Annotated in this window: 16 protein-coding genes and 1 pseudogene; 9 read left to right on the top strand and 8 right to left on the bottom strand. The window is 72.4% G+C overall.

What is annotated here, in order from left to right:
- Positions 1-18: 18 nt before the first annotated feature.
- Both ACFWRT_RS03595 and ctaD read right to left on the bottom strand, forming a co-directional pair.
- A complete protein-coding gene (locus ACFWRT_RS03595; RefSeq protein WP_380952812.1) occupies positions 19-360 on the bottom strand; it encodes a hypothetical protein in 342 nt (113 codons plus the stop codon).
- A 44-nt stretch (positions 361-404) separates the two neighbouring features.
- Positions 405-2,135, bottom strand: coding sequence for an aa3-type cytochrome oxidase subunit I (ctaD, locus tag ACFWRT_RS03600; RefSeq protein WP_380952813.1), 1,731 nt, complete (start codon positions 2,133-2,135; stop codon positions 405-407).
- A gap of 161 nt (positions 2,136-2,296) precedes the next feature.
- Between ctaD and ACFWRT_RS03605 the strand changes: the two genes are divergently transcribed.
- The gene (locus ACFWRT_RS03605) at positions 2,297-3,010 is read left to right on the top strand and encodes an NADPH-dependent F420 reductase (protein ID WP_380952814.1); all 714 of its coding nucleotides are present in this window, start codon (positions 2,297-2,299) and stop codon (positions 3,008-3,010) included.
- Between the two features lie 221 nt (positions 3,011-3,231).
- Here ACFWRT_RS03605 and ACFWRT_RS03610 read toward each other — a convergent pair whose 3' ends face one another.
- From ACFWRT_RS03610 to ACFWRT_RS03620, 3 genes are read right to left on the bottom strand one after another with little or no spacing between them, the layout of a single operon-like run.
- Positions 3,232-3,579, bottom strand: a complete 348-nt coding sequence (locus tag ACFWRT_RS03610) for an Asp23/Gls24 family envelope stress response protein (protein WP_380952815.1) — start codon at positions 3,577-3,579, stop codon at positions 3,232-3,234.
- Positions 3,579-4,277 (bottom strand): hypothetical protein, encoded by a 699-nt coding sequence (locus ACFWRT_RS03615; protein ID WP_380952816.1) that lies wholly within the window; start codon positions 4,275-4,277, stop codon positions 3,579-3,581. Before ACFWRT_RS03615 ends, ACFWRT_RS03610 begins: the two co-directional genes overlap by 1 nt.
- Positions 4,268-4,858: an RNA polymerase sigma factor gene (locus tag ACFWRT_RS03620; RefSeq protein ID WP_380952818.1), complete on the bottom strand. Its 591-nt coding sequence runs from the start codon at positions 4,856-4,858 to the stop codon at positions 4,268-4,270. The genes ACFWRT_RS03615 and ACFWRT_RS03620 overlap by 10 nt, the downstream gene beginning before the upstream one ends.
- A 225-nt stretch (positions 4,859-5,083) precedes the next feature.
- Here ACFWRT_RS03620 and ACFWRT_RS03625 point away from each other — a divergent pair, with 225 nt between their 5' ends.
- The 7 genes from ACFWRT_RS03625 to ACFWRT_RS03655 all read left to right on the top strand — a co-directional run bounded on the left by ACFWRT_RS03625 (position 5,084) and on the right by ACFWRT_RS03655 (position 9,047).
- The gene (locus ACFWRT_RS03625) at positions 5,084-5,608 is read left to right on the top strand and encodes an Asp23/Gls24 family envelope stress response protein (protein WP_380952819.1); all 525 of its coding nucleotides are present in this window, start codon (positions 5,084-5,086) and stop codon (positions 5,606-5,608) included.
- 4 nt (positions 5,609-5,612) lie between these two features.
- Entirely contained in the window at positions 5,613-5,840 is a 228-nt protein-coding gene (locus ACFWRT_RS03630; RefSeq protein WP_030565369.1) for a hypothetical protein, read from the top strand.
- Positions 5,837-6,865: a DUF6286 domain-containing protein gene (locus tag ACFWRT_RS03635; protein WP_380952820.1), complete on the top strand. Its 1,029-nt coding sequence runs from the start codon at positions 5,837-5,839 to the stop codon at positions 6,863-6,865. Before ACFWRT_RS03630 ends, ACFWRT_RS03635 begins: the two co-directional genes overlap by 4 nt.
- Positions 6,866-6,893: 28 nt before the next feature.
- Positions 6,894-7,487, top strand: a complete 594-nt coding sequence (locus ACFWRT_RS03640; RefSeq protein WP_380952822.1) for an Asp23/Gls24 family envelope stress response protein — start codon at positions 6,894-6,896, stop codon at positions 7,485-7,487.
- 141 nt (positions 7,488-7,628) lie between these two features.
- Complete coding sequence (locus tag ACFWRT_RS03645) at positions 7,629-8,144, top strand: SRPBCC family protein (protein WP_380952824.1); 516 nt, start codon at positions 7,629-7,631, stop codon at positions 8,142-8,144.
- 113 nt (positions 8,145-8,257) lie between these two features.
- Positions 8,258-8,746 (top strand): hypothetical protein, encoded by a 489-nt coding sequence (locus tag ACFWRT_RS03650; RefSeq protein WP_380952825.1) that lies wholly within the window; start codon positions 8,258-8,260, stop codon positions 8,744-8,746.
- A 73-nt stretch (positions 8,747-8,819) separates the two neighbouring features.
- Positions 8,820-9,047, top strand: coding sequence for a hypothetical protein (locus ACFWRT_RS03655; RefSeq protein ID WP_015606445.1), 228 nt, complete (start codon positions 8,820-8,822; stop codon positions 9,045-9,047).
- Between the two features lie 40 nt (positions 9,048-9,087).
- On the opposite strand, the gene ACFWRT_RS03660 is transcribed toward ACFWRT_RS03655, so the two are convergent.
- Positions 9,088-10,179, bottom strand: coding sequence for an enoyl-CoA hydratase/isomerase family protein (locus tag ACFWRT_RS03660; RefSeq protein WP_380952827.1), 1,092 nt, complete (start codon positions 10,177-10,179; stop codon positions 9,088-9,090).
- 291 nt (positions 10,180-10,470) lie between these two features.
- Here ACFWRT_RS03660 and ACFWRT_RS03665 point away from each other — a divergent pair, with 291 nt between their 5' ends.
- Positions 10,471-12,624, top strand: a complete 2,154-nt coding sequence (locus ACFWRT_RS03665; RefSeq protein WP_380952828.1) for a SpoIIE family protein phosphatase — start codon at positions 10,471-10,473, stop codon at positions 12,622-12,624.
- Positions 12,625-12,751: 127 nt separating this feature from the next.
- On the opposite strand, the pseudogene ACFWRT_RS03670 reads toward ACFWRT_RS03665, so the two are convergent.
- Together ACFWRT_RS03670 and ACFWRT_RS03675 are read right to left on the bottom strand one after the other, a co-directional pair.
- Positions 12,752-13,435 (bottom strand): annotated as a pseudogene (locus ACFWRT_RS03670) (LAETG motif-containing sortase-dependent surface protein).
- A 211-nt stretch (positions 13,436-13,646) separates the two neighbouring features.
- Complete coding sequence (locus tag ACFWRT_RS03675) at positions 13,647-14,135, bottom strand: GNAT family N-acetyltransferase (protein ID WP_380951089.1); 489 nt, start codon at positions 14,133-14,135, stop codon at positions 13,647-13,649.
- Between the last annotated feature and the right edge of the window lie 7 nt (positions 14,136-14,142).

Genomic DNA, 14,142 nt, shown 5'->3' on the forward strand with positions numbered 1-14,142 from the left:
CACCGGGTCCCGGCCGGTTCAGCGGAGCAGCAGGGTTAGCGACGTACCGATGGCGGTGACCGCGCCCACCGCCACGACCGAGAGCGCGACACAGCGGGCCCGGAGCCGCTCGTAGCGGGCGGTGTACTCGCCGCGCAGTTCGGCCGCCCGGTCCCGGACTCGGGTGAGTGACTCGCGGGAGACGGCGACCCGGTCGGCGAGGTAGACGCGTTCGACGTCCTCGCGCTGGGCGGTGGTGAGCCAGGGTAGTTCGCCGGTGAAGCGGCGCGCCTGCGCCCGCGCCCTCTCGACCTCGGCGTTCCACAGCAGGTAGCCCTCCAGTTGGGCCAGGCCGCGGGCGCTGTCCTTGTCGGGGTTCACACGTCCTCCTCTCGTCGGGCTCTCCGGGTCGGGGCGGGCCACGGTCACTCCTGCTTGTCCCCCGGTGCGACGGTGGCGGAGGTGTCGGGCCGGTTGGCGGTCTCGTCGATCGCCCGCAGCGACGGGTGGTGCAGGTCGAACGCCGGGGATTCGGACCGGATCCGCGGCAGGGTGACGAAGTTGTGGCGGGGCGGCGGGCAGGAGGTCGCCCACTCCAGCGAACGGCCGTAGCCCCACGGGTCGTCCTCCACGATCTGCTTGCCGTACTTGGCGGTCTTCCAGACGTTGTAGAAGAACGGCAGGAGGGAGAGGCCGAGCACGAAGGAGGAAATGGTGGAGACCGTGTTCAGCGCGGTGAATCCGTCGGCGGCGAGATAGTCCGCGTAACGGCGGGGCATTCCCTCGGCACCGAGCCAGTGCTGCACCAGGAACGTGCCGTGGAATCCGACGAACAGCGTCCAGAACGTGACCTTTCCGAGCCGCTCGTCCAGCATCTTCCCGGTGAACTTCGGCCACCAGAAGTGGAATCCGGCGAACATCGCGAAGACCACGGTGCCGAAGACGACGTAGTGGAAGTGCGCGACGACGAAGTACGAGTCGGAGACGTGGAAGTCCATCGGCGGCGAGGCGAGGATGATGCCGGTCAGACCGCCGAAGAGGAAGGTGACCAGGAATCCGATCGACCAGAGCATCGGGGTTTCGAGGGAGATCGACCCCTTCCACATGGTGCCGATCCAGTTGAAGAACTTCACCCCGGTCGGCACGGCGATGAGGAATGTCATGAACGAGAAGAACGGCAGCAGGACCGCGCCGGTGACGAACATGTGGTGTGCCCACACCGTCGCGGAGAGTCCCGCGATGGCGATGGTGGCGGCGACCAGACCGATGTAGCCGAAAACCGGCTTACGGCTGAAGACCGGGAAGATCTCGGTGACGATCCCGAAGAACGGCAACGCGATGATGTACACCTCGGGATGGCCGAAGAACCAGAACAGGTGCTGCCACAGCAGCGCTCCCCCGTTGGCCGCGTCGAAGACGTGGGCGCCGAATTTGCGATCCGCCTCCAGGGCCAGCAGGGCGGCGGCCAGGACCGGGAAGGCCAGCAGGACGAGCACACCGGTCAGCAGGACGTTCCACGTGAAGATCGGCATGCGGAACATCGTCATGCCGGGGGCGCGCATGCAGATGATCGTGGTGATGAAGTTGACCGAGCCGAGGATCGTGCCGAAGCCGGAGAAGGCCAGACCCATGATCCACATGTCGGCGCCGATGCCCGGCGAGCGGACCGCGTCGTTCAGCGGCGCGTAGGCGAACCAGCCGAAGTCGGCGGCCCCCTGCGGCGTGAGGAAGCCGGCCACCGCGATGAGCGAGCCGAAGAGGTAGAGCCAGTACGAGAACATGTTCAGCCGCGGGAACGCCACATCGGGCGCGCCGATCTGCAGCGGCATGATCCAGTTGGCGAATCCGACGAACAGGGGTGTCGCGAACATCAGCAGCATGATCGTGCCGTGCATCGTGAACGCCTGATTAAATTGTTCGTTCGAAATCAGCTGGGTTCCGGGGCGCGCCAGTTCGGCGCGCATCACCAGGGCCAGCAGTCCTCCCACGCAGAAGAAGGCGAAGGAGGTGGTGAGATAGAGCGTGCCGATCGTCTTGTGGTCCGTGGTGGTCATCCACTTGATGACGACGTTGCCCGGCTCCTTGAGCCGTACCGGCAGTTCGTCCCCCTCTGCCGCATCGGTCTCCACCGGTTGCGAGATGCCCCTCGTCGTCACTGCGACGCTCCTTCGGTCAACGGCCCGTATGGACTCGGCGACCAGGATGGACCCGCGGTGATCGGTCCGGTGGGACATCCTTCCCCGTCCCGCGCGAGCGCCCGGCAAGGACACTCAAATGGCCCACACGGCCCGGAATAGCTCCTCGGGCAGCGGAGTTGGTGAAGCGGCAGAACCACTTCTTCCCACGCGGCAGGAATCGGAAGGTCGGATCCATGAAGATCGGCATTATCGGAGCGGGCAACATCGGCGGCAATCTCACCAGGCGGCTGACCGCACTCGGACATGAGGTGTCGGTCGCCAACTCCCGCGGCCCGGAGACCCTGAGCGCCCTGGCCGAGGAGACGGGAGCCACTCCGGTGACCGCGGCCGAGGCGGCGCGGGGCGCCCGTATCGTCGTCGTGACCGTCCCGCTGAAGGCGGTCCCCGACCTGCCCGCTGGGTTCCTGGAGGGGGCGGCGGAGGATGTCGCGGTCATCGACACCGGGAACTACTACCCGCAGCAGCGCGACGGCCGGATCGCCGCCATCGAGGACGGACTGCCGGAGAGCCGGTGGACCGAGCAGCGGATCGGGCACCCGGTGATCAAGGCGTTCAACGGGACGTATGCGCAGGACATCCTGGACGCGGGCGCTCCGCAGGGCAGCCCCGGGCGGCAGGCGCTGCCGGTGGCCGGGGACGACCCGGCGGCCAAGCAGGCCGTCCGCGACCTCATCGACGAGCTGGGCTTCGACACGGTCGACGCCGGCGGCCTGGACGAGTCGTGGCGCCAGCAGCCCGGGACGCCGGTGTACGGCAACCAGGGCGACGCGGACGCCATCGTGAAGGCACTGGCGGAGGCGTCACCGGAGCGCACGGCGGAGTGGCGCGCCTGATCGGCGCGGTGGCGGAGGCCGGGCCGGTCGGGAGGTGACCCCGGGCGGCCCGGCCTCGGTATTCCCTTGCCGTAGGTTTCCGGATGCCAGGGTTCTGACTCGCACGCCGTCCGCCCCGGGCGCACGGCCGTCGTCCTCCCTCGCCGCCTCCCCGGGACGTCCGGTCTCCGTCCCCCCTCGTTGTCTTCGCCCTCTCCTTCTCCCCCGCCGGTTTCCGGAGCTCAGACCACCCCCGTCACCGTCACCCGCACCGAGACAGACGGCTCGGCACGGACGGCGGCCAGTGTCGCGGTGTGTACGGCCCGGGTGACGTCGAGGGCGCGGTGGCCGCGGTGCAGGACGAGGCGGATGTCGATGTGCCAGGCACCGGTGGCCTCGTCCTGGGTCACCCGCACCCCCTGCGCCCGCGCCCCGGGCCCCGCCGCGAGACGCGGGGCCCGGTCGGCGACCCGCGTGCGCAGCAGGTCGACGACGCCGGGGCGCAGGAAGGCGACGCCGGGGACGTCCTGAGCGGCGCCGGCCGCCGCTTCGGCGAGCCGGTCCCGGAGCCGGGGGGTGTCGCCGGCCATCACGCTGCTCCTCCTGTGCCGTGGCGCCCGTACTCGGCGCCGTCCTCGTCCTCTTCTTCGTCGTCGTCGTCGTCGAGGATGTCCACGACGAGGACGTCGGCCGCGCCGAGGCGGATGCCGATGTCCTGGTCGGTGACCTCAGCGATCCGTGCGCGCACGGCGTCGGCCAGATCCGGCAGTGACCGGTCCAGGCTCGCCGCGACCTCGACGCGTACGTGGACCGGGCCCGTCGGGTCGGCCGGGTCGAGCGGGGCGATCCGGCAGCTCCCGGCCCGTACCCCGGGCAGCGCGTCGACCGCCGCCCGCAGGAGCCGCGCGGCCGCCGCCTCGACGATCCAGTGGTCCTCCTCCGGTTCCCCCAGGGGTAGCGGGCGCCCGGGGCGCAGTTCGAGGCGGACGAGGTCCATCACACGGGCCGTGACCGCGGCCGCGGCCGCCTCGGGCACTCCGGGCTCCTCGGCGCAGGTACGGCGCACGGCGTCGCCAAGGCCGGTGAGTTCGGCCAGGGCCGCCGAGCAGTGCGGGCAGGTCGAGAGGTGCGGGTCGTCGGCTGTCCGGCCGGCGTCCCACGCGTCCCAGACATCGCTCAGCAGGCGCCCGCAGGCGAGCCGGTCCTCCTCTTCGTACCGGCTCTCTTCCGGCCGGATCTGCTGCGACCGGCTCTCTTCCGGCCGGTCGGGGTTGGCGCTCATCGCCATGCGCTCATCGCCTCCGTCAGGTAGCGGCGGGCCCGGAAGACCCGGCCGCGGACCGCCTGCAGACTGATTCCGACCGTGTCCGCGATGCTCTCGTACGACAGCCCCTGCATCTCGCGGAGCACCCAGCAGACACGTTGTTCGGGCGACAGGCCCGCCATCGCGGCCGCCAGTGCGTCGGCCGCGGCCCGCGACTCGACGGCGCGGGCGGGGGACGCCTGGTGCTCCGGGGCCGCCTGTTCGGGCACCGAGTCGAGGTCCGCCGCCGGTCTGCGGGACCGGAGCCGGTTGAGGCACCGGTTGGTGACGATGCGGTGGAGCCACGTGTGGAAGGAGGCGTCCCGGCGGAACTCGGGAAGCTTGCGCCAGGCGCTGACGAAGGCGTCCTGAACGGCATCCTCCGCGTCCGCCCGGTCCCCCAGGAAGCGCGTCGCGAGTTGCAGCATGGCGGGGCTGTGCCGCCGTACGAGCACCTCGAACGCCTCCTCGTCGCCCTCCCCGGCCCGTACGACCAGCAGCGCCTCGTCGGAACGGACGGCCTCTTCCGGCGCCCGTTCCGTCATCTGATTCCCGTTGCCGGGCACGGACCAGCCCCTCCCTCAGTCGGTTGCACGACACCCTCTCGGTCTGCTCGCTTCTTCCCGTTGGACACCTGGAACCGGAGAACGTCACGCACCGGTCTGCCGCGGACCGCGCTGCGTGATCAGGGATCGGCGGAAAGTTTCCGGGAACTCGCGTGACGATTCGGCGGACGGTGTGTCCAACGAGATGTCAGGCGATACGAGCCGAGCGATACGCGAGGAGTTTCCATGACCACCACCCAGACGACCGCAGCCGTTCCCGCCGTGGGTACGGGAGCGGGTTCGGGCGGACCGAAGCAGAGCGCCGGAGTCGGGGGTACGACGACCGTCGGACGCGGAGCCACCGGCGCGTCCGAGCCCGCGGCGACGCGGGGCCGCACTTCGATCGCGGACACCGTCGTCGTGAAGATCGCGGGGATGGCGGCCCGGGAGATCCCCGGTGTGTACGACATGGGCGGCGGCCTCTCCCGGACCCTGGGCGCGGTACGTGACCGGGTGCCGGGCGGCCGGCCGAACGTCGGACGGGGCGTCAAGGTCGAGGTGGGCGAGCGCCAGACGGCCATCGACCTGGATCTTGTCGTCGAGTACGGCGTCGCGATCACCGATGTGGCACGTGACGTGCGCGAGAACGTCATCGCGGCGGTGGAGCGGACGACGGGCCTGGAGGTCGTCGAGGTCAACGTGACCGTCAACGACGTGCACCTGCCCGAGGACGACGACGAGGCCGCCGTCACCGAGACCCGCGTGGCGTGATCGCGTGACACGGAGGGTGGACGGGCCCGGTCCGGCGGAGGGTGTGCCGGGCCGGGGCGTGATCGGGGCGGCGGCGGGCATGGCGCTGGGGTTCGCGGGCTGGTTCGGCGGGTTCGGGGCGTTCCTCGTGGTGGCCGCGCTCGGCGCGCTGGGATGGCTCGCCGGTCACCTGGTGGACCGGGGCACCGGTCTGCGGGAGTTCCTCGACTCGCTGGCGGGGAGGCGGCCGTGACGGTCCCGGCCGGTGAGCGCGGTACGACGACGGTGGCGCCGCGGGCGGTCCGGCGGATCGCCGAGCGGGCCGCCGCCGAGGCGCTGCCCGACGGCGGGTCGGTGCTCCGGGGTTCGGCAGGCGTGCGCGGGACCTCCGCGCGGATCTCGGTCGGCGTACGGCTGCCCTATCCCGTGCGGGCCGACGAGGCCGCGCGGCGGATCCGGGAGCGGGCGGCGGCACGGACGGCGGCCCTGACGGGGCTGTCCGTGCCCCGCGCCCAGGTGCGCGTCGACGCACTGTCGGCGGGCCCCGCGCCGGTGGTTCCGGAGGCCGTGGAGGTCGTGGCCCCGGGGCTTTACGGCGGCCGTCCTGGCCACCGGATCAGGGCGGAGCGGCGTGTTCCGGCGGCGGTCCTGGCGGCCGTGGGAGCCGTTGCGTGCGGGCTGGTGCTGGCCGATGTGGTCGCGGTCCGGTTCGGCGGCGCCCCCGCCGGCTGGCGTACGGCGGCGCTCGACTGGGCGGCGACCCATGGTCCGGAGGACTCTGCGGTGCGGATCGGTGGGGCGGTCGCGGCGGTCGCGGGCGCCTGGCTGCTGGGGTGCGCGCTCCTGCCGGGGCTGCGGCGACGGCAGCGGATGACGGCGCCCGGCCCGGAGGTACGGGCGGCGCTGGACCGTGAGGCGGCGGCCCGGATCCTGCGGGAGCGGGCCCTCGGCGTCCCCGGGGTCGTCCGGGCGCGGGTGACCGTGCGCCGGCGGCGGGCGGTGGTGCGGGCCGGCGTGGGGTACGGCGACCCGGCGGAGGTACGCGCCGAGGCGGTCCGGGTGCTGGGCGCGGCCCTGCCGGAGCTGGGCCTGGCCCGTCCGCCGGTGCTGCGGGTCCGGGTACGGCGCGAGGCGGGCCTGCCGCCGGTGGAGCCGGTCGCGGTGGAGCCGGTCGCGGTGACGGGGCCGGACGTGGCGGGGCGGTCGGACGCAGCCGTGGACGGCGCTCCGGGTACTGCGGCCGGTCCTCGGGACGGCGGAGAGACATGGGTGACGTGAGGGACGGCGGCGAGAGGATGTGGCGAGCGTGTCGGTGAACGGGCGTGGCGCGGTGAACCGGGTGCTGCTCGGGACGGTCGGCCTCGCCCTGCTGGGCGGCGGGGCTCTGCTGGCCGTCGGGGACGGTTCGGGGCTGGGCCGGGTGGGGCGCGAGGTGCCGGCCTGGTGGTCCGGGCGGGCGGCCAAAGGGGTGCTGCTGGACCGCGACGGACTGGCCCGGGTACGCGAGACCGGCTGGTGGACCCCTGCCGTGATCGCGGGGCTCGTCCTCGTACTGGCGCTGTTCCTCCGGTGGTTCGCCCGGCAGGTGTCGGCGTCCCGGCCCCGGCGGGTGGGCCTGATGGGCGCCGGGCTGACGCTGCGGCGACGGGCGTGGGAGCGGGCGATGACCGCGCAGGCGGCGGCGGTCGACGGGGTGGCGCACGCCCGGGTACGCGTGGCGGGCCGCCCGCTGCGGGCGGCGGTGACGCTGGTCGTCGAGCCGGAGGCCCGGCCTGCGGAGGTGGTGCGCCGGGTCACCGCCGGGGTGGTGGCGGACGCGCGTCGTTGCGCGGGCGTACGCGGCCTGCCGACCGACGTACGGGTCAGGGTGGCGAACCGGCGGGAGCGGCGCACGCGCTGAACCGCGTCCCTGTTCCCGACCGCTCCCGCCACTCACCACACTGCCTACTCGCGAGTAAGGTGTGGGCCCCGGGACGCGGCGCCACGGTCCGTCCGGTCCCGGGACCCGGCCCGACGACGACCGTGGACAAGGAGTTGCGTCATGCCCCGCACCATGTCCGTGGCGGACAGCATCGTCATCGACGCCCCGCCGGCATACGTATACGAACAGCTCAGCGACCCGACCACGATGGGCCGTTGGAGCCCCGAGAACCGCGGGGCGACCGTGCGGGGAGAGCGACGCGGCGCGTACGTCGGCATGGTCTTCGAGGGCCGGAACAAGCGCGGGGCCGTGAGCTGGACGACCCGGTGCACCGTGACGGCGGCCGATCCGGGCGAGCGCTTCGCCTTCCGGGTCCACGCCATCGGCGTCCGGCGGCCGCGCCTTCCGGGACCCATCGCGACCTGGGAGTACCGCTTCGAAGCGGTGGACGGCGGGACCCGGGTGACCGAGACCTGGACCGACGACCGGCGCTCCTGGCCGGACTTCCTGGCCAACGGTTTCGACCGCGTCGCGACCCGGGGGAAGACCTTCGGGCAGTTCCAGCGCGGCAACATCCGGACCACCCTGGAGCGCCTCAAGGCCGCCGTGGAGGAGGACCTCCGAAAGGCTGCCTGAGCCTGCCGAGCCGCTCGACACCGTCCGGTCCGGGCGACGGGCGTTGTCAGTGCCGCGGTGCACACTGGATCACGTACGCGCCAGGTCCGGGCTCAGGGCACGTAGGGGGACGTATGGGCAGCGAGGAGGGGGCCGGCTTCGAGCCCGCGACCGGGGACGGGCCGCCGCCCATCGAGGCCGCCGAGGTGCGTGCCGCCTCGGTGCGGACCGCCTTCGAGGGGCTGCTGCAGATCCGCCGGCTGACCGGTGACGGACGGGCCGGCCCTCCCGAGGCCGCGCCGGCGCCGTGGGAGCTGCACCGGCCGGTACGGGCCGTCGCGTTGGCCCTGGAGAGTTCCGGAGCCACTCCGTCCGCCGTCGACGCGTCGGGGCGCCCGGTGTCGGCCGGGTACCGGGTGCGTACGGGCGAGCAGGCCGGGTCGGTACGGGTCGACTGGGTCGGGCCGCCCGGCAGCGGCGCCGCGCACCACGAGGAGGAGGCGCTGGCCGAGTGCGCCGAGGTGCTGCGGAGAGTCGGCTGGACCGTGCTGCTCTACCGGGGTTCTCGCAGGCGGCGGTATCTGGAGGTTGAGCCACCGGCGGGAGTTGGCGGGGTGCGGTAGCGGCTCGGAGGGGCGTTGTCAGACCCGTGCGAGATGCTTGACGGTCCGACACCTTCGACCAGGAGACGCTGAGATGGACAAAGACGAGCTCGCCGCGGCGCAGGCGTATGTCCGCCTGCTGGAGGCCACCCGGGCCGCGCTCTCGGACCCGGAAGACGCGCCCCTGTACCTGCCGTTGCTCACCTCACCGATGCGGGAGGCCGACCGGGCCCTGCGCGGCGCGGGGCTGACGGGGAACGAGGACCGGCTGTTCGCTCTGGTAAGGGAGTTGCAGCCGAGCCTGTCCGGCAGCGACAGGTAGCGGGGAGGCAGCAGGGGGAACACCGGCCGGGGGCCCGGTCTCAGCTCATACCGTCGGCGGTGGCGCCGGGAGCGGGGGCGAGGCCGAGCTCCTGGTCATCCGGGCCGAGGGGGGCGAAGAAGCGGGCGACCGTGCTGTCGTCCACCTCGGCGAGGGCGGCCGGTTTCCACTGCGGGCTGCCGTCCTTGTCGATGATCCGGGCGCGCACCCCCTCCACGAAGTCCGGTTCCTCACGGATCCGGCCGGAGACGCGGAACTCCTGGTCGAGGACGGCTTCCAGGCTGCCGAGCCGGGCAGCCCTCCGTACGGCGGCGAGCGTGACCTTGAGCGCCAGGGGCGACCTTCCCGCGAGTTCCGCCGCCGCGTCGGCCGCCTCAGGTGCGGAACACGCCCGGAGCCGTCGGACGATCTCCTCGACCGTGTCCGCGGCGTAGCAGGCGTCGATCCAGTCGCGCTGCGCGGCGAGCTCACCGGCGGGTGGCTCCTCGGCGAACCCCTGCACGGTCCGCGCCACCTCGTCGGCGCTCGCAGCCCGGGCCAGGACTCCGGTGAGCTCCGGCAGGAGGCGTGAGGGTACGTGGTGGTCGGCGAGGCCGCAGAGCAGGGCGTCGGCCGCCCCGACGGAACGGCCGGTGAGTGCCAGGTGGGTGCCCAGCTCACCCGGGGCGACAGCCAGCAGATGGGTGCCGCCGACATCGGGCACGAACCCGATTCCGGTCTCGGGCATCGCCGCACGGGTGCGCTCCGTGACGATCCGGAGCGAGCCGTGGGCCGAGACCCCGATTCCCCCGCCCATCACGATGCCGTCCATCAGAGCGACGTACGGCTTGGGAAACCGGGCGATACGGGCGTTGAGGCGGTACTCGTCGCGCCAGAAGTCCAGCGAGGCACGGCCTCCGGCCCGGGTGTCGTCGTGGAGCGCCCGGATGTCACCGCCCGCGCACAGGCCGCGGTCGCCCGCTCCCGCCAGGACGACCGAGGTGACCGTCTCGTCCTGCTCGGCGCCGGCGAGCGCCTCGTCGAGAAGCCGCACCATGGTGTGGGTGAGGGCGTTGATGGCGCGGGGCCGGTTGAGGGTGATGTGGAGGGAGCGCCCTCGGGTCTCCAGCAGGACGGGCCGGTCTTGATTCATGTACGCACTCCGCTCACTGGACACGGTGGAGACCTGGTGGGGCCGTCCGTCGCCGCCGGACGGTCCCCTCCCGCCCATTCTGCGACCCGCGTGGGCCGCCTTCCGGACCGGGGGTCGGGCCAGGGGTCCGGGCGTGGGATGCGGGCGTGGGATGCGGGCCTGGATCACGGCCTGGTTGCGGGAGAAACTTCGGTGGTGCTCCGCTGTGGCACTCCGGTGCGAGCAGCTCGACAATTGAGGCCTACGGGGCGCGTCGCCGCGCGCCCCGCCGGACGACCTCCGGAGCATGCATTGACCGACCACGAACGGCGGCAGGACACCGAAGCCGCTCCGCTCCGCCGGATCGACCGGAGGACCAACGGTGAGATCGGGCCGACGGAACGCCTCGCCATGAACCGGACCGGCAGCTTCGACTGGGATCTCGACGCGCGGACCCTGGACATCGACGACGCGGGGCTCGCGGTCTTCGGCGTGGACCCGGCGACGTTCGACTCACGGCCCGGTGCGCTGGTGGAGCGGCTGGAGCCGGCGGAGCGGGCTCGGCTGGACGTCACGATCGACGAGGCCATCACGGGCGGCAGCAACTCCTACAACGTGCACTTCCGGGTCCCGCTGGACGACGGGACGACCCAGTGGACCCATGTCCAGGCCCGCATCCTGCGGTCGAAGGACGGCAAGGCCCACCGGATCGTGGGGGTCGTCCGGGACGCGACGGCGGAAGTCACCCATTCGGCCTTCGTCCTCGATCTGGAAAAGCGCAGGCAGCGTCAGACCAACATCGTCGAGCGCACGACCAGCGCGATGTCACGCGCGGTGACCGTCGATGATGTGACGGCCGCGCTCACCGGGCCCGGCGGACTGGCGAGGCTGGGGGCGGACGGGCTGGCGCTCGGGCTGGTGGAGAACTCCGCGCTGAACATCGTGGCGCTGAGCGGCGAGTCGCTGGAGGCGCTCGACGGGCTCGGCTCAGGAGACCTGGAGCGCAACCTTCCGCTGGCCGACGCCATCCGCAGCGGGCGGCCCCGGTTCATCACGTCCCTGGCGGCGCTGGCCCGGCGCTATCCGGTGCTGGAGCCGCATCTGGGCAGGCTCAGATTCCGGGCCGCCGCCTATCTGCCCCTGGTCGCCCAGGCCAGGTCGCTCGGCGGGCTCGCCCTGTTCTACCGGGAGCGCACGATCTTCAACGCCGATGAGCGCATCCTGTGCCTGGGCCTCGCGGCCATCGTGGCGCAGTCGCTCCAGCGGGCGATGCTCTTCGACGAGGAGCGGGAGTTCGCCACCCAGCTCCAGTCCGCGATGCTCCCGCCGCGCATACAGGACATCGAGGGCGGCGAGATCGCGGTGCGCTACCACGCCGCGTGGAGCGGGCGGCAGGTCGGCGGCGACTGGTACGACGTGATCGCCCTGCCCAAGAACCGCTACGGGCTCGTCGTCGGGGATGTGCAGGGGCACGACACCCATGCCGCCGCGATCATGGGCCAGTTGCGCATCGCCCTGCGCGCGTACGCCGCCGAGGGGCATCCGCCGGCGACCGTGCTGGCCCGGGCCTCGCGCTTCCTCTCCGAACTGGACACCGACCGCTTCGCGACCTGCACCTACGCGCAGGTCGACCTGGCGACGGGGGCGGCACGGGTGGTCCGTGCCGGACACCTCGGTCCGCTCATCCGGCACGCGGACGGTCGGGTGGGCACCCCGCAGGTGCGCGGTGGTCTGCCGCTAGGCATCTCCACGGAGTTCCAGGACGAGGAGTACCCGGAGACCCGGCTCGATCTGGTGCCCGGGGAGACGTTCGTGCTGTACACGGACGGTCTGGTGGAGGAGCCGGGCGCCGATCTGGACGCGGGGGTGGACGCGCTGCGGAACGAGGTGAGCGCGGGGCCCGCCGGAGCCGAGGCGCTGGCCGACCATCTCTCGGACCGGCTCTGGGAACGGTGGGGGTCGGGGGACGACGTGGCGCTCCTGGTCCTGCGGCGCAGCCCCGATGTGGGGTCCTCGCACGCGCCCCGGCTGCACCAGTACATCCATCAGGCGGACCCGGAGGGGCTGTCGGACGCGCGGGCGATCGTGCGCCAGGCGCTCGGCGACTGGGACATGGCCGAGTTCGCCGACGACGCCGAACTGGTCACGGGTGAGCTGCTGGTGAACGTTCTGCTGCACACGGAGGGCGGGGCGGTCCTGACCCTGGAGGTGCTGCCCGAGCCGGTGCGGCGGATCCGGCTCTCGGTGCAGGACCGGTCGAGCGCCTGGCCCCGGCGGCGTACCCCGGGAGAGACCTCGACGTCGGGCCGGGGGCTGCTTCTGCTCGACGCGGTCGCCACCCGCTGGGGGATCGAGCCCCGTGGCGAGGGCAAGGCCGTCTGGTGCGAGATCGGTCCTGCTCCCCCTCCGGCCACCGCTTCTCCCTCGGGCGCGGTGGAGCAGGTCCCGCCCACCGGGCGGCGTTGACCCGGCAACGATGAGGGGCGTGCCGCATCACCTTCCGTGATGCGGCACGCCTCTCGAACCGGCGGCTCCGGCGCCTCGCGCGACCCGGGCGCCGCTCACCGCCTCATGCGGGAGCGGCGCCCGGGCGTCAGGCCTGGGTGGTACGCCGCTTACGGACGGCCCACAGGATCCCGCCACCGGCGAGCAGCACCGCGAGAGCGGCGCCATCGATGACCGGCGTGGCGGACGACGAACCGGTCTCGGCCAGCGGCGGCGCGCTCTCGCTCGGGGCGGGCACGGCCGGCGCGGACTCCGAGGGCTCAGCGCTGGAGGTGTCGCTCGGCTCGGGAGTCTGGGTGCCCGGGTTCTCCGAAGGCTCCGGCTCGGCCGGGGTCGGCTCCGCGGGGGTGGGCTCCGCGGGAGTCGGCTCGGACGGCGTGGGCTCGGACGGCGGCGGCGTGGGGGGCTCCCCCTCGCACACGTCGGCCCTCTTCTCGCCTTCGTACGAGTACTTGCCGTCCTTGCCACCGTCCTTGACGACCAGTCGCACGGTCAGCTTCTCGGAGTGCTCGGGAAGCGTGAGCTTCTTGCTGAACTCCTTGCCGAACGTCTCGGTGGGCAGGAGGTCCTTGCCGTCCACCGTGACGGTCACCGTGTTCGGGACGTCCGGCGTGTACTACTTGAGGTCGACAGTCACCTCGGAGCAGGTCACATCCCAGGTGGGGGTGTGAGCCGCGGCCGGACCGGCGACAAGGATGCTTCCGGTCAGACCGACGACCGTGGCGGCCACGAGAGTTCCTGCGGCGCGCCACGATCTCCTGGGTATGGTCATGGGTACTTCCTCCAGCTGAATCTCATCGCCCCGATGGCGATGGGGCGCACAGTACTGTCATCGCCCCGGAGGAGTGCACCCGCCCCACAGATCTCCTCCCGAACCAACTACGGTGATATCTCCGCCTCATGACACAAGGTGGACATCGGCTTCAGGCCACCGTCCGCCGACGACGGACCGGCCGGTGGCCGAAGCCGCGGCCCGGCGGTGGTCAGAGGGGCTTGTGCATGATGTGCAGGCCCACGTAGCCCTCGGCCGGGTGGTCGAACCCCTCGGGAAGGGTGCCGATCACCTCGAAACCGAGGGACTCGTACAGCTTGACCGCGCGGGTGTTCGTCTCGACCACCGCGTTGAACTGCATCGACCGGAAACCCGACGTGCGGGCCCATTCGACCGAGTACGCGCACAGGGCACGCCCCACGCCCTTGCCGGAGTGGGCGGGGTCGACCATGTACGTGGCACTGGCCACGTGGGAGCCGTTACCCATGTGGTTCCGGTTCATCTTCGCGGTGCCGAGGACCGCTCCCGCCTCGTCGACGGCGACGACCACACGGTTCGGAGCGGCGACGTACCACCACCCCTGTGCGTCCTCCTTTCCGAGGTCCAGCGGGTAGGTGAGGGTCTCGCCCGCGGCGATGATTTCGTGGAAGAACGGCCAGATGGCGGGCCAGTCCTCGGTGGTTGCTTCCCTGATCAACATGCGGACA

Source organism: Streptomyces cyaneofuscatus (assembly GCF_042718795.1).
GTDB lineage: Bacteria > Actinomycetota > Actinomycetes > Streptomycetales > Streptomycetaceae > Streptomyces > Streptomyces cyaneofuscatus_A.

Bases quoted from the DNA above. Each gene is read 5' to 3' on its own strand.
- ACFWRT_RS03625 (WP_380952819.1), top strand. From the start codon at position 5,084: ATGACCACCACCCAGACGACCGCAGCCGTTCCCGCCGTGGGTACGGGA.
- ACFWRT_RS03645 (WP_380952824.1), top strand. From the start codon at position 7,629: ATGCCCCGCACCATGTCCGTGGCGGACAGCATCGTCATCGACGCCCCG.
- ACFWRT_RS03660 (WP_380952827.1), bottom strand. From the start codon at position 10,179: ATGAATCAAGACCGGCCCGTCCTGCTGGAGACCCGAGGGCGCTCCCTC.
- ACFWRT_RS03655 (WP_015606445.1), top strand. From the start codon at position 8,820: ATGGACAAAGACGAGCTCGCCGCGGCGCAGGCGTATGTCCGCCTGCTG.
- ACFWRT_RS03675 (WP_380951089.1), bottom strand. From the start codon at position 14,135: ATGTTGATCAGGGAAGCAACCACCGAGGACTGGCCCGCCATCTGGCCG.
- ACFWRT_RS03615 (WP_380952816.1), bottom strand. From the start codon at position 4,277: ATGGCGATGAGCGCCAACCCCGACCGGCCGGAAGAGAGCCGGTCGCAG.
- ACFWRT_RS03650 (WP_380952825.1), top strand. From the start codon at position 8,258: ATGGGCAGCGAGGAGGGGGCCGGCTTCGAGCCCGCGACCGGGGACGGG.
- ACFWRT_RS03610 (WP_380952815.1), bottom strand. From the start codon at position 3,579: ATGGCCGGCGACACCCCCCGGCTCCGGGACCGGCTCGCCGAAGCGGCG.